The organism is Deltaproteobacteria bacterium, assembly GCA_005879535.1.
In the GTDB taxonomy this organism is placed as follows: domain Bacteria; phylum Myxococcota; class Myxococcia; order Myxococcales; family 40CM-4-68-19; genus 40CM-4-68-19.
In genome coordinates this window covers 1-13546 of sequence record VBKI01000047.1, presented here as the reverse complement: position 1 = coordinate 13546, position 13546 = coordinate 1, and the positions used below count along the sequence as shown (strand labels likewise).

Genomic DNA, 13546 nt, shown 5'->3' with positions numbered 1-13546 from the left:
GGGTGCCGCGCGGCCCGCCTGTCGGGAAGGCCAAGGGCGCGCCCGAGTGTTCGACAAGCCAGCGATGACACACAAGCTCCCCCGCTACCTGCTCGTGGTCACCGTCGCCTCGGTTGCCGCGATCTCGTGCAGGGAGCAGTCCGTCGCCGTCGTCCCTCCACTCATTCCGTTGCAGAAGTCATCGCTCGTCGGCGGCCCGTCGGCGTCCGTCGCCAAGCCGCTCGATGCCGCCTCCTCCGACTCGCGCCGCGAGGCCCATGCTCCCCCGGCACCGTGCCTCAACGTCGCCGGAGGCCGCGAAGCGGCGCTCCCCGACTTGCTGAACGAGGCGGCGCGCGATTTCGAGGCAGGCCGCTACGAGAACGCGCTCGAGTGCGCACGCGAGGCGAGCCGCGGTGATCCGGCCAGCGTGGCCGCGCACCATTTCCGCGGCGCCGCGCTGGCGGAATTGGGCCACATCGACGAGGCGCGCACCGCGTACGCCCGGGCGATGGCTCTCGACCCGGACGATCCGGAGATCCTGCGCTCCGCCGCCGATCTCCACGTGCGGCGGCTGGGGTCCCGGGACGATCTCGAGCTCGCGCTCCAGTACGTGAAGCGAGGTCTGCCGCGCGCGCAGAAGGGCCGCGACCGCTCGCTGCTCAAGGAATTGCACCTTCTCCAGGCGATGGCGCTCGACGACCTCGGCCGCCCGGGCGACGCATTGGCCGCCGCCACCAAAGCGCTGGAGTACGAGCCGAAGGATCGCGAGGCGAGGCGCGAGAAGGGCGTCGCCTTGTTCGAGCTCTGCAGATTCGATCAGGCCAAGGCAGAGCTCTTGCGGCTCGCCGCCGAGACGCCAGACGCGTGGGCCGAGCACTACCTCGGGCTGATTGCAGAGCGCGCGCAGGACGACGTAGCGGCCGCCGTACACTTCGCGCGAGCGCACAAGCTGGACCCCGAAGCGTTCAAGCCGACGGCGCAGGCGCCGCGCACCGTGTTCCAGACGATCGTCCAGGAGGAGCTCGAGAAGCTGCCACCGTCGATCAAGGCCGGCCTGGCGAAGGCGAATTTCGAGGTCACGGACCTGCCGGACGTCGGCGACCTCGTCGCCACCGATCCTCCGCTGTCGCCGGGGATTCTCGGCCTCTTCCGGCCGGCCGCGGAGACCGCTTCGCCGGAGGCCCGTCCGACCATCCTGCTCTACCGGCGAAACCTTTCCCGCGCTGCCCACAACGACGACGAGCTGCGGCGCGAAGTGCGCGACACCCTGATGCATGAGGTCGGCCACCTCAATGGCGAGGACGACGAGCAGCTCCGCGATCGCGGGCTATAGACTCCCACCATGAAGATGATCGACGTCGGGGAGAAGGATCGCACGTCGCGGGTGGCGATCGCGCGCGCCGAGCTCCGCTGCTCGCGCGAGACGCTCAAGCTCCTCAACGAGGGCCGGCTGGAGAAGGGCGACGCGCTGGCCGCGGCGCGGCTGGCGGGCATCATGGCCGCGAAGCGGACTCCGGACATCCTGCCGCTCTGCCATCCCATCGTCCTTGCCGGCGCCGACGTCGACGTTGCCTGCGACGAGGGCGCGGGCGTGGTTCGCATCGAGGCTCGGGTGCACGCCATCGAGCGCACCGGCGTGGAGATGGAGGCTCTCGCCGCGGCGATGGCCGCGGCGCTGACCATCTACGACATGGCCAAGCGGCACGACCGCGGGATGGAAGTGGTTTCCGTGCGGCTCGTGCACAAGAGCGGCGGACGCACGGGCGAGTGGAACCGCAACGACGAGGCGCCGCAGCCGCGGCCCGATCAGCCGCTCACCCCGGCTTCCCGGGCGAAGAAGGTTCCGCGCTAGTCGTTCTAGTGCGTCCCTCCGGAGCTGAGGAAGCGCTCGGCGTCGATCGCAGCCATGCAACCGGTTCCCGCCGCGGTCACCGCCTGCCGGTAGACGGGATCGGCCGCGTCGCCCGAGGCGAACACTCCGGGGACGGAAGTCCGCGTGGTGCCCGCCGCCACTTTGATGTAGCCGACTTCGTCCATCGCGAGCTGGCCCTTGAAGAGCGACGTGTTGGGCTCGTGGCCGATGGCGATGAAGAGACCGCCCATCGGGATCTCGCGCATCTCTCCGGTCCGCGTGTCCCGGGTGCGGACTCCGCGCACGCCGCTCTGCTTCTCGCCGAGGATCTCGGTCACTTCCTGGTTCCAGGCCCAGGCGATCTTCGGGTTGGCCATCGCCCGCTCCTGCATCACCTTGCTGGCGCGGAGCGCCTCGCGACGGTGGATGACGGTCACCTTGCTCGCCATCTTGGTGAGGAAGGTCGCCTCTTCCATGGCGGTGTCGCCGCCCCCCACGACGCCGACCTCCTTGCCGCGGAAGAAGAAGCCGTCGCAGGTGGCGCAGGCGGAGACGCCATGGCCGGAGAGCAGCTTCTCCGAGGGAATGTCGAGCCATTTGGCGGACGCGCCAGTGGCGATGATCGCGGTCTCCGCGAGCATCTTGTGGCCGCCGTCGCCTTCGATGTGGAACGGCCGCCGCGACAGGTCGACCTTCGTGACCACGCCGTCGATGATCACCGTCCCGAATCGCTCGGCCTGCGCACGGAACAGCTCCATCATCTCCGGCCCCAGCACGCCTTTGGGAAAGCCGGGGTAGTTCTCGACGTCGGTGGTGATCGTCAGCTGGCCGCCAGGCTGCAGCCCCGAGAACAGCAGCGGCTTGAGATTCGCGCGCGCCGCGTAGATGGCCGCCGTGTATCCCGCTGGACCCGATCCGATGATGACGACCTGGTGCTTCTCCACGATGGCTCCTTGCAACGTGCGGCGCAGTCTACCTCGGAAAAGGGCGACCGCCCGGACCTTCTGGTACAGTGAAAAGCGGCCCGGGGAGACCTTGGATCCCGCACAGCTCAAGAAGATTCCGCTCTTCGCCAACCTCACCGCCGACCATCTGGACAAGGTGGCGAACATCGCCACGCAGAAGCAGGTGCGCGCGAACGAGAAGATCTTCCAAGAGGGCGAAGTGGGCACCGAGATGTACCTGATCGGCGCCGGCAAGGTGCGCATCTCCAAGATGGTTCCGGGCGTCGGCGAGGAGGCGCTGGCCATCCTCGAGTCCGGCAGCTACTTCGGCGAGATGGCGCTGATCGACGATACGCCGCGGAGCGCCGACGCCACCGCGAACATTCCCTGCACCCTGTACGTGATCCAGAAGGCGGATCTGGAAGAGCTGATGTTCCTGCACAAGGATCTCGCCTACGAGCTTCTCTGGACCTTCGTGCGCACGCTGTCGGCGCGCCTGCGCGAGACCAACGACAAGATCAAGGCGTTCTTCGCGCTCAGCGCGCGCTTCTGATCGGTCGCGTTTCTGGACCGGGGTGTCGGTCCGGGAGCCTGGGAATGGAACCCGCTCCACGGAACGGCCCTGGCACGTGCGCTGCATTGCCCAGACCGCGTGAGACAGGCGGAGAGAATCCTGAGCGAGGGCGCGGCGGCGCTGCCGGATGCGGAGCTGCTGCGCGTCGTCCTCGGCGGCCGCGACGAGGTGCTCGCCGGCCGCCTCCTCTCGCGCGGCCTCTCTTCGTTGCGGCGCGCGAGCGCGGGCGAGCTGCTGCTCGAAGCGGGGATGAACGCTGCGCTCGCCGGGCGCGTGATCGCCGCGCTCGAGCTGGGGCGGAGAGTGGCGCTGGCGCCGGCCGCGGATCGCCGGCGCCTGCTGCGCGCACGGGACGTCGCGGCGGTTCTCTGGGGCCGCGTCGCGCATCTCCCGCACGAGGAATTCTGGGTGGTCCTGATGAACGCGCGGCTGCAGGAGATCCGCTGCGTGCAGATCGCGCGCGGAGGACTGACGCAGTGCTCGGTCTCACCGCGCGAGGCGTTCGCACCGGCGCTGGTGCACCGCGCTCCAGCCATCGTCTTCGTGCACAACCACCCTTCGGGTGATCCGGCGCCTTCCGGCGAGGACCAGCGGCTGCAGCTGCTCCTCGACGAGGCCGGGCACGCGCTCGGCGTTCGCGTCGTCGATCACCTGGTGCTGGCAGAGGCCGGGTTGCACAGTGCCGTCGAAGGCGCGTGCGGGCCGCCGGATGCGGTTTCACTCGTTCCGCGCGAAGGCGTGGGGTAAGGAGAATGGAGATGGAGTTGCTCGACGCCCTGAAGCAGCATTTCGGGTACGACGCCTTTCGCAAGGGACAGGAGGCCATCGTCCGGTCGGTGCTCTCCGGCCGGCCCACCATCGCCATCCTGCCGACGGGCGGCGGCAAGAGCCTCTGCTATCAGCTTCCGGCGCTGTTGCTCGAGGGCACCACCGTGGTGGTCTCGCCGCTCGTCGCCCTGATGAAAGACCAGGTCGATGCGCTGCGCGCACGCGGAATCGCGGCCACGTTCGTGAACAGCTCGCTGCCGGAGAGCGAACGGCAGGACCGCCAGGGCGCGCTGCGCCGGGGCGAATACCGCCTCGTGTACGTGGCTCCGGAACGGTTCAAGTCCGCTTCCTTCCTCTCGGCCATGGCCGACCTCACGGTCCCGCTCCTCGCGGTCGACGAGGCGCACTGCATCTCCGCCTGGGGACACGACTTCCGGCCGGAGTACCAGCAGCTCGCCCGGGCACGCGAGCAGGTTCGCGCGGAACGCGTCCTCGCCTTGACCGCCACCGCGACGCCGGAAGTGCGCCGCGACATCGCCGACGCACTCGAGCTGCGCGATCCGCGGGTATTCGTGGCCGGGTTCGACCGGCCCAACCTCTTCATCGAGGTGCTGCGCGTGTCCGGCGACAAGGACAAGCTGGGCCGTCTCGTCGCGCTGTCGCGGTCGGGCGGCCCCGGCATCGTCTATGCCGCGACGCGCAAGAACGTTGAGAAGGTGGTGGGCGTCCTGCGCGCCTCGGAGATCGACGCCGTGGGCTACCACGCCGGCATGGGCGACGCCGAGAGGACGGCGGTGCAGGAACGCTTCGTGCGTGGGGAGGCGCGCGTCATCGTCGCCACCAACGCGTTCGGAATGGGCGTCGACAAGGCGGACATCCGGTTCGTCGCCCATTTCGACGTTCCCCGCTCCCTCGAGGCGTACTACCAGGAGATCGGACGCGCCGGCCGCGACGGCCTGGGCAGCCACGCTCTGCTCCTCTTCAACTTCGCAGACGTGATGATGCAGCGCCGGATGATCGAGGCGGGCCGGCCATCCCGCGACCTGGTGGAGCGCGCCTGGGAGGCCGCGCGCGCGTTGCTCAAGGGATCCGTCGAGGAGGTCGCGAGATCCTGCGGTTGCAGCGCGCCAGAGCTTTCCGGCGCGGTCCGGTTGCTCGAGAGCGCAGGCCATCTGGAGCGCGGGCTCGCTCGCGATGGTCAATTCTTCGTGGCTACGCCCTCGGTCTCCGCCGACGATCTCGCGGTCGATTTCGAGCTGCTCGAGCTGAGGGTCGCCCGCGAGCGCCAGATGCTCGATCGGCTGGTCCGGTTCGCCGACACGCGCGGCTGCCGTAGGCACAATCTCCTGCGGTATTTCGGCGACGACGATTCCCCTCGTTCCTGCGACGCATGCGAGAGCTGCAAAGGAAGCCGCGCGCCCGAGCCGGAGGAGGTCACGGCAGCGCCCCGCAAACGGAAGCAAACCGAGGCTCCGTCCGCGGACGACACCCCTTACGACCAGCAGGTCTTCGAGAAGCTACGGGCACTGCGGACGGACCTGGCACGCGAGACGCGGGTGCCGCCGTACGTCGTGTTCCACGACGCGACGTTGCGCGAGCTTGCCCGGGCGCTGCCGCAGGACGAGAAGGGGTTTCTGGCCGTCAAGGGAGCCGGGCCCGGGCGCTGGCAGCGCTATGGAGAGCGTGTCGTGGCGATCACGCGCCAGTCGCCGCCTGCCGAAACCACTCCGGTCGTCAGCGAACCGCGTTCGCAGCCCGAACTGTGCTTCGGGCAGCCGCGCGCGCGGCACGACCATCCTTCGCCGACCGATTACGGACCAGCGGCGCGCGTCCGGCCGGCGACGGAGCTGTGGGCGCTGTGCGCTTCCGGCGCCACTCTCGCGGATCTCTGCGCCCGGCTGGGGAGGTCGGCCGGCGACATCGCCTCCGACCTGGCCGACGGTGTGCAGCAGGGAAAGAGCCTCGATGTCTCGCGCCTGCTCGGGCCCGAGCGGGCCGACGCCATCCGCATGGCGGCGCGCGGTGCGAACGGCGATGTCGTCGCAGTCCGGCGCCGATTGCCCTTCCCTGCGGCGCTGGCGGAGATCCGGTTGGCGCTCACGACGGGCGAGCCGCCTCGAAGCTGAGCGCCGACCTTGCGGCGCTCAGAACGGGATGTCGTCCTCCGCGGGCTTCGGGCCGCCGGAAGGAGCCTCGTCGAGCCCCGGAGGAGGGCCGCCGAAGTCGTCTGCCGGTGCACCGGATCCGCGCCCTGCCCCGCGTCCTCCGCCGCCGCGGTCGCCACCGGCCAGGAAGACGACGCCTCCCACGGGGTTGGCAACGACTTCGGTGGTGAACTGCTTGGCGCCTTCCTTGTTCGTCCACTCGCGGGTCTGCAACCGGCCCTCGACGTAGACCTGCCGGCCCTTGGAGAGGTACTCGCCGCAGTTCTCCGCCGACTTGCCCCACACGACGATGCGGTGCCACTCGGTTCGTTCCTGCTTCTGGCCCGCCTTGTCCGTCCACGCCTCGTTGGTGGCGACGGTGAAGTTCGCCACCGCCTGACCGCTCGGGGTGTACCGGACTTCGGGGTCGCGGCCGAGATTGCCGATCAGGATGACCTTGTTGACGCTGCCCGCCATGCTCGCCTCGCTTCAGGATTGAGGGACGCACCCTAGCACAGGGGTCCGACAACGGAGCTTGCGATCAAGGCTCAAAACACAGGCAAAAGCCGACCCCCGCGGGCTGCGGGACAGCCAGCGCGACCCCGCGCCGGGCTAGCCTCCGCCAGGGCACGCCGGCGACTGCGCGGTGCAGACAGCCGATGCCGGCTTGGCGTCGGTGGCCGGCGTCACGAGGACTGCGGGGCCGGTCCGTGATGCCGAGGAGGGATGCGCCCCCGCATCGGCCTTGGTCGGCGCGACGGCCGGGGTCGGCGCCGGGACCGGTGCGGCGGCCGGCACGGGTACGGGGCTTGCGCCCGGTGGTCCCGGTGGCGTCGGCGCAGCGGAGGGTTGCGCGGCCGGTGCAGGCGCCTGCGGTGGCGCCGCATGGACCACCGCCTCCGGCGGCCGCGCCGGACGGCGCTCGATGGCGGCAAGCCAGACCTCGAGCTGCGCGTCGGGCGCGCTCGCGTCCGCGATCTCCTTGCGCAGCGCGAGCGCGAGCGGATAGCGCGCGACGTCGGTCCCGGTCTGCTCGACGCCCACCGCGACCAGCTCCACGGCGGCCTGGGCCTGCGCGGCCGGCGCGGCGCGGAGCCCCGTGAACATCTCGTCGGGGGAAGCGTCGCCCACCTCGACGAGGCCGTCGGAGAGGAGGGCAGCGAGCTGCTCGTCCCGGTGCGTTCCGCGGGCGAGCGGCGCCAGGGCGAAGAGACGGGCCAGCGCTTCGGCGCTGCCGTCGACGGCCAGGTCTAGCAGCGACGACACCGCCGGAACCGGCAGCGCGAGCTCCCGTCCGACGCTGCGCAGCCGCAGGAACAGCTCTGCCGACGGCGGCATCACCTCCAGGAGGACACCGCCGCCCTGATCCGGATCGCTCCGATACACGGCGTCGGCGAGCACGATGCGCAGCAGCGGATCGCGCTCGCTGCGCAGGGCGGAGCGCAGGAAGGGCAGGTTCTTCTTGTCGCCCGCCGAGGCGAGCCCCGCATACGTGGCGATGCGCGCCCTCAGCTCGGCGGGCTGCGCCTCCTGCGGCAGCGTGGCCGCGGCCAGTGCGGCTTCCCGCACTCCCGCCTCGGGCGCGCCGAGTGCGGCGAGCATGCCGCCGAGGCGATCGATGGACGAAATGACCGGAGCGCTTTTTCCCGACCAGTCGTTCACCAGCACCGAGAAGACGAATCGCTCGCCTCCGAGGCTCTGCACGTATCCGGAGAGCGCGGTGACCCGCTCGAGCGTACCGGTCTTCGCTCGCAGCCGGCCGGCGGCGTCGGTACCTTCCATGCGCAGGCGCATGGTGCCGTCGCGCGCCGCGATCCCCAGAGAGGAGACGAACTCCGAGGCCACCGGGAACCGCTTCCACACCGCCTGCAAGAGGGTCGCGAGCTGGCGCGCGGTGAACCGATTGGTGTCGTTCAGTCCGCTGCCGTTCTTGAGCACGTAGGTTCCGCGGGGAATCCCCAGCTCGGCGAGCAGGTCCTCCGCCACTTCCAGGCCCTTGGGCCACGACCCCGGCGTCCCCTTCAGCTCGGCTCCGAGCGTCTTCACCACCATCTCGGCGATGAAGTTCGAGGAAATCTTGTTCATGTCGCGGATGATTTCGGCCAGCTCGGGCGACTCGTAGCCCTGGATCAACAACGCCGTCTGCGGAATCGCGCCTCGCTTGACGCCGCCCGTGACGCGGATGCCGCGCTGCCGCAGCAGCATGCGCAATGTCTGCCCGTAATAGAACGCCGGATCGCCCACGCGCCGGGGCATGACCATCGACTCCGCGCGGAGCGGGATCCGGCCGTCGACGACGATGCGCGTCCGGTCGCCCTCGGGAATGGCGCGCGGCCGCAGCTTGCGCCGGCCGTTCGCGCGAACGGTCGTCACCCGGTTGTCGATGATGAAGTAGTCGCGGGAGTCCGGCTCGACCTCCACCTTCGCCCGCGCCCCGACCTTGTCGCCCGGCGTGATGTAGATCGCGACGGCGTTGTGGTTGAGCGAGAGCGCGCCGACGCCCGCGGCCCAGGCCTTGTCGCTCGGTTCCTGTTCCCAACCCGGCCCGAACTCCTCCCGATCGAAGAACGAGTCGTCGAGCACGATGGCGCCGATGGTGCGGACGCCGCGGTGCCAGAGGTCGGAGACCAGCCCGTCGAGACGCTCGGTCGTCACCGACGGATCGCCGCGGCCCTTCACGTACAGGGTGCCGATCCGGCCGTGCGCCATCGGCTTGTCGGCGAGATAGTCGGTGATGAAGCGGTACTCCGGACCGAGGCGCAACAGGCCCGCCGCGGCTGTCACCAGCTTGGTATTGGAAGCGGGATTGAGGAGGTCGTCCGGATTGCGCGAGTAGATGACCTGCCCGTCATCCAGCGACTCCACTTGGAGCGCCACCCGGGCGTTCGAGAGCGGCGGCTGCGAGAGCAGTTGCTCGACCGCCTTGCGCAACGCCTCGCGGTCGGACTGAGCCCCCCGCGCCGCAAGCGGCGCCACCGCGAGCACCACGACCGCCAGTGTCCGTTTCACCTTGAACCTTTCGCCCAGGCTCCAGCATGAAAGGTTATCAGGCGATCGTCCGCCCGGCAATAAAACTGTCCGGTAATCAAACGTTTGCATGTACGTTCAGCACACGGACGACACCCGGTCGCACGTACGCTGGCACAACAACCGGACTTTCCCGCGGCACCCCGCCATGCGAGAGTTCGCGGCCGCCCTTCGGCCCGAGGTAGGGAAATGGACGAGTTCGACCGCGAGGCAGCGCGCTGCGTCTTCGTCGGGATCCAGGGACACGCTCCCAGCCCTTCCGAACTGGACCTCATCCGCCGCGGCGTCGGGGGGGTCATCCTCTTTGCCCGCAACGTGGTCGACCCGGGTCAGGTCGCGGAGCTTTCGCGAACGCTGAAAGCCGCCGCCGGCGGTCCGCTCCTGATCTGCATCGACCAGGAAGGAGGACGGGTCCAGCGGCTCAAGCCTCCGCATTGGACGGCCTGGCCCAGCATGCGCCGCCTCGGCGAGATCGATCAGCAGGGCGGCGTCGGAGACATGAACGGAACGGTGGTCGTCGAGCGCGTGGGCCAGATGATTGCCCGCGAGCTTTCCGCCTGCGGGATCGACCTGGACTTCGCGCCGGTGGTCGACGTCGACACCAACCCGCGCAACCCCGTGATCGGCGACCGCTCGTTTTCACGGGATCCGCGGCGCGTCGCCCGGCTCGGCGTCGCGATGGCGCAGGCTCTCGAGCGCGCCGGCGTGGCGAGCTGCGTGAAGCACTTCCCCGGCCACGGCGACACCTCGCAGGACTCGCACCTCACGCTGCCGCGCCTCGCTCACGACGACAAGCGGCTGTGGGAGGTCGAGTTGGTCCCGTTCGTCGCCGCTGCGCGGGCGGGCCTCGCCTCGGTGATGACGGCGCACGTCCGGTTCGAAACGCTCGATCGGCTTCCCGCCACGCTCTCACCGGTCGCGCTGCGGCTGCTGCGCGAGGACGTCGAGTTCCGCGGATGCTGCATCTCCGACGATCTGGAGATGCACGCCATCTCCGATACCTGGGGCGTGCCCGACGCCGCGGAGCTGTCCATCGACGCCGGCTGCGACGCGGTCCTCGTCTGCCACACGCTGCAACACCAGCACGACTCCATCGACGCGATTGCCCGGGGCGCGCGGGCGGGTCCCCTGCCCCGCGAGCGGCTCGCCGAGGCGTCTTCCCGCGTCGAGGCGTTGCAGAAGTTCGCCCGTCCAGCCAGCGCCATCGATCCTCGCGCCGCAGCGGGATCCTGCGGAACCGTGGAGCACCGCCAGTTCGCGGAACGGCTGATGGAGACGGCAGCACGCATCGAACGCCCGATCGATCCCACCGAACGCCGCGCGTAACGAAATCCGGCTTCAGAGCCGTTACCTTCGGGTCAGGGCGCCTTCGCCGAGGAGCGCCAAGGCGCCCAGCAGCAGGAGGCCGCTCCACAGGGGAGTACCGTGGGCGCCCTCCGCCGCGGCGGCCGAAGCGGCCACCCGCGCCGAGCCTGAGCCACCGAGCTGCGCCTTCAGCTCCGCCTCGTCGACGCGCCGAAGATCGCTCTCCCGCGGGTCGAGCGTCGCCACGAAAGCCAGCGTCGGCTCTTCCCGGGGCTGCACACCTGGGGGCGCGACCAGCGCGCGGTACTGGCCGGGCGCCGGCAGCGCCACGGTGGCGTCGTCTGGATGCGCCGTCTCCCGGCGGAGCTGCAGCGCCTCCCCTGCTGGTCCAAGGACTCTCTCCACCCTCGTTCCCGAGGGCGCCGCGAGCGTCCGCTCCTCGCCGACCAACGCCGGCGTCGGCTGCCGCTGCTCGATCGCGTCGGCGAGCCAGCTCACCGCCTGCTGCAGGACGGGAAGGAAGGAGACGCGGATGGGCCAATCGGTCCACGTTCGCGAAGCGGAGCTCGTGTAGAGCAGGACGCGGCCCGCCCCGAGGCGCTTCTCGATCAGCGCCGGGGCGCCGTCGTCGTACGAGGCGAGCGTATGCGCCTGCCCCTCGGGCTTGAGGAGCGCATAGCGGAAGGTGCGCGCGCTCTCCAGGCCCTCGCGCTCGGCCGGACCAAAGACGCGGAAGAGCGGATGCGCCCACTCGATCACGCCGAAGCGCGCGGCGTGCTCCTCCGATCCCTGCGCTCCGGGCTCCGCCGCCGTCTTGATCAGGTGGAGCGGACGGGGCAGCAGGTCGCCGAATGCGGCGTTGTACGCGTCGGGATCGACGTGATCGCCGAGCGCGAGGAAGATCCCCATCCCGCGCTGGCTCGCCGCCTGCCGCAGCTTCTCGACGAACGCCTTTTGCGGGGCCGCCACGTTCAACAGCAGGACGACGTCGTATCCGTCCAGTGAAGCGTTGGCCGCCGCGTCTGCGTCGAGGGTCTGCGCGTGGATGCGCCCCCCGGTCCGCGCAGGCGCCAGCGCCGCCTCGACGAAGAACGCCTCGTCGCGCGAGCGCAGGCTGCTGGGAGCGCCGTCGACGATCAGCGCCTTCACGTCCCTCGGCACGTGAACGACGAAGTCCTCCCCGTCGTCCTCGTCGAGCCCTTGCGCCTCGACGCGCGCGAGCTCCACGCGGCCGCTGACCACGCCGGCCGGCAGCACCGCCGCCAGCGTCTTCTTCGCCGTTCCGTGCGCGGGGACGTCGACGAATCCCTTGGCGACGATGTTGGGTCCGATCTTCAGCGATACCTGCAGCCCCGACACCGGTTGCGTTCCGGAGTTGGCGATGGTCGCCACCACCTCGTATCCACGCGGTCCCAGCGACCCCGAGGGCCGCACGGCCGTGGCGACGACCGCGGCGTTGGGAAGCTCGCTGCCGCGCGCCGCATCGACGAGGACCACGTTGGGGCGGATACCTTGCGCGCCCGCTGGAGCGTTCGGCGGTGGCGGGACCAACGGCGGCGGCGCGTCCAGACGGATGGAGTGCGCAGCCAGATCGCTGAAGGCGATGATGCGCTTTCCCGCGACCGGGCTGTCTCCCAGCGCCTTGGCAGCGGCGGCGAGGCAGCCGGTCATGTCGCTGGAGAGGTACGTCGGCTGGGCGGACTGCAACAGTCGCCGCGCGGCGAGTCGATCGAAGGAAGGCGCCGCCATTCCCGCGCCCGCGAAGCCCGAGGACCCGGCGCAGAGCCCCACGGTGGCGGGCTCGTCGGGACCGAGCCGATCGAGCGCGGCCAGCGCTTCGCTGCGGGCCTTCTCGAACAGCGTCCTGGACCCGATGCGGTAGCGCATCGACAGGGACGCGTCGAGCACCAGGGCGGTGGCCTGCGGGCCCGTCGCCTGCGCCGCCTGCACCCCGCGAGGCCGCAGCGACGGGCGCGCCAGCGCCAGCGCCACGGCGGCGATCAGGAGGCAGCGCAGCGCGAGCAGCACGATCTGGCGGAGCCTCAGCCTTCGGGCCCGCTGCCGTTGCGAGCGGAGCACGAATTCGATGGCGCCGAAGCTGAGCGGCCGCGGACGGCGCTGGTTGAACAGGTGGACGAGGATCGGCAGCGCGATCGCGAACAGCCCCCAGAGGTAAGCAGGATGCGCGAACTGGAACATCAGGCGGCTTCCCTGCGGGCGAGGAGCTTGAGGAGCACGCGGTCCGGAGCGGCGTCGGTGGCGATCTGCTCCACCTCGACGTCCGAGCGGGCCAGCTCCTTGCGGGTGCTCTCCAGGAACCGGCGCATCTCCACGAGGTAGCTCTCGCGGATCTGCCGCGGCTGGGCCTCGATCTGCCGGTCGTCTTCCATGGAGAGGAAGCGGGTCGGGTCGTCGAAGGGGAAGTCCAGCTCCTCGCGATCGAGCGTCTGCAGGAGCAGGACGTCATGGCGGCGCGAGCGAAGCATCTTCAAGGCCGGCAAGCTCTGCTCGGTGGCATCGAAGAGATCGCTGAGCACGACTACGAGCGCGCGCCGCCCCGCTTTCTCGGCGGTGAAGTCGAGCGCCGCCGGCAACAGGGTCGGTCCCTTCCCCTGCGATCCCTCGAGCATCCGGAGCAGCTCCTGCACGTGCGTGGGCGAGGACGCGAAAGGCAGGAATTCGCGCACTCCCTCCGATGTGCCTCCGTCGCCCGCGACGCAGAGACCCACCTGGTCGCCTTGGCGCGCGAGCAGATACGCGAGGGCGCCGGCGCAGACCGACGCGTACTGGAGCTTGGTCATCGCCCCGCGGCCGTACGCCATGCTCCCGCTGGCGTCGAGCACGAGGAGCGCGCGGAGGTTGGTCTCCATCTCGAAGCGCTTGACGTAGTACTTGTCCAGCTTGGCGAAGGCGCGCCAGTCGATGTGCTTGATCTCGTCGCCGGGCGCGT

11 protein-coding genes are annotated in these 13546 nt (G+C 70.2%); 6 read left to right on the top strand and 5 right to left on the bottom strand.

Going from position 1 to position 13546, the window contains the following annotated elements:
* The first annotated feature begins 64 nt into the window (after nucleotides 1-64).
* Both E6J58_03680 and moaC read left to right on the top strand, forming a co-directional pair.
* A complete protein-coding gene (locus E6J58_03680) occupies nucleotides 65-1315 on the top strand; it encodes a tetratricopeptide repeat protein (protein TMB40817.1) in 1251 nt (416 codons plus the stop codon).
* 9 nt (nucleotides 1316-1324) lie between these two features.
* The gene (moaC, locus tag E6J58_03675; GenBank protein TMB40816.1) at nucleotides 1325-1834 is read left to right on the top strand and encodes a cyclic pyranopterin monophosphate synthase MoaC; all 510 of its coding nucleotides are present in this window, start codon (nucleotides 1325-1327) and stop codon (nucleotides 1832-1834) included.
* Nucleotides 1835-1839: 5 nt separating this feature from the next.
* Here the strand turns inward: moaC and trxB are convergent, their stop codons facing one another.
* Complete coding sequence (gene trxB, locus E6J58_03670; GenBank protein ID TMB40815.1) at nucleotides 1840-2778, bottom strand: thioredoxin-disulfide reductase; 939 nt, start codon at nucleotides 2776-2778, stop codon at nucleotides 1840-1842.
* Between the two features lie 91 nt (nucleotides 2779-2869).
* Between trxB and E6J58_03665 the strand changes: the two genes are divergently transcribed.
* The 3 genes from E6J58_03665 (at nucleotide 2870) to E6J58_03655 (ending at nucleotide 6246) form a co-directional block, all read left to right on the top strand.
* Nucleotides 2870-3331 (top strand): cyclic nucleotide-binding domain-containing protein, encoded by a 462-nt coding sequence (locus tag E6J58_03665; protein ID TMB40814.1) that lies wholly within the window; start codon nucleotides 2870-2872, stop codon nucleotides 3329-3331.
* Nucleotides 3332-3430: 99 nt separating this feature from the next.
* Nucleotides 3431-4099, top strand: coding sequence for a hypothetical protein (locus E6J58_03660; GenBank protein ID TMB40813.1), 669 nt, complete (start codon nucleotides 3431-3433; stop codon nucleotides 4097-4099).
* A gap of 5 nt (nucleotides 4100-4104) precedes the next feature.
* The gene (locus tag E6J58_03655) at nucleotides 4105-6246 is read left to right on the top strand and encodes a RecQ family ATP-dependent DNA helicase (protein TMB40812.1); all 2142 of its coding nucleotides are present in this window, start codon (nucleotides 4105-4107) and stop codon (nucleotides 6244-6246) included.
* 18 nt (nucleotides 6247-6264) lie between these two features.
* Here the strand turns inward: E6J58_03655 and E6J58_03650 are convergent, their stop codons facing one another.
* Nucleotides 6265-6741, bottom strand: a complete 477-nt coding sequence (locus E6J58_03650; protein TMB40811.1) for a single-stranded DNA-binding protein — start codon at nucleotides 6739-6741, stop codon at nucleotides 6265-6267.
* A 135-nt stretch (nucleotides 6742-6876) separates the two neighbouring features.
* Nucleotides 6877-9363 (bottom strand): D-alanyl-D-alanine carboxypeptidase/D-alanyl-D-alanine-endopeptidase, encoded by a 2487-nt coding sequence (dacB, locus tag E6J58_03645; protein ID TMB40810.1) that lies wholly within the window; start codon nucleotides 9361-9363, stop codon nucleotides 6877-6879.
* 117 nt (nucleotides 9364-9480) lie between these two features.
* Between dacB and nagZ the strand changes: the two genes are divergently transcribed.
* Nucleotides 9481-10617 (top strand): beta-N-acetylhexosaminidase, encoded by a 1137-nt coding sequence (nagZ, locus tag E6J58_03640; protein TMB40809.1) that lies wholly within the window; start codon nucleotides 9481-9483, stop codon nucleotides 10615-10617.
* Between the two features lie 21 nt (nucleotides 10618-10638).
* Here nagZ and E6J58_03635 read toward each other — a convergent pair whose 3' ends face one another.
* A complete protein-coding gene (locus E6J58_03635) occupies nucleotides 10639-12795 on the bottom strand; it encodes a hypothetical protein (protein TMB40808.1) in 2157 nt (718 codons plus the stop codon).
* The coding region (locus tag E6J58_03630) for a DUF58 domain-containing protein (GenBank protein ID TMB40807.1) at nucleotides 12795-13546 on the bottom strand (752 nt) is incomplete at its 5' end. The genes E6J58_03630 and E6J58_03635, both read right to left, overlap by 1 nt.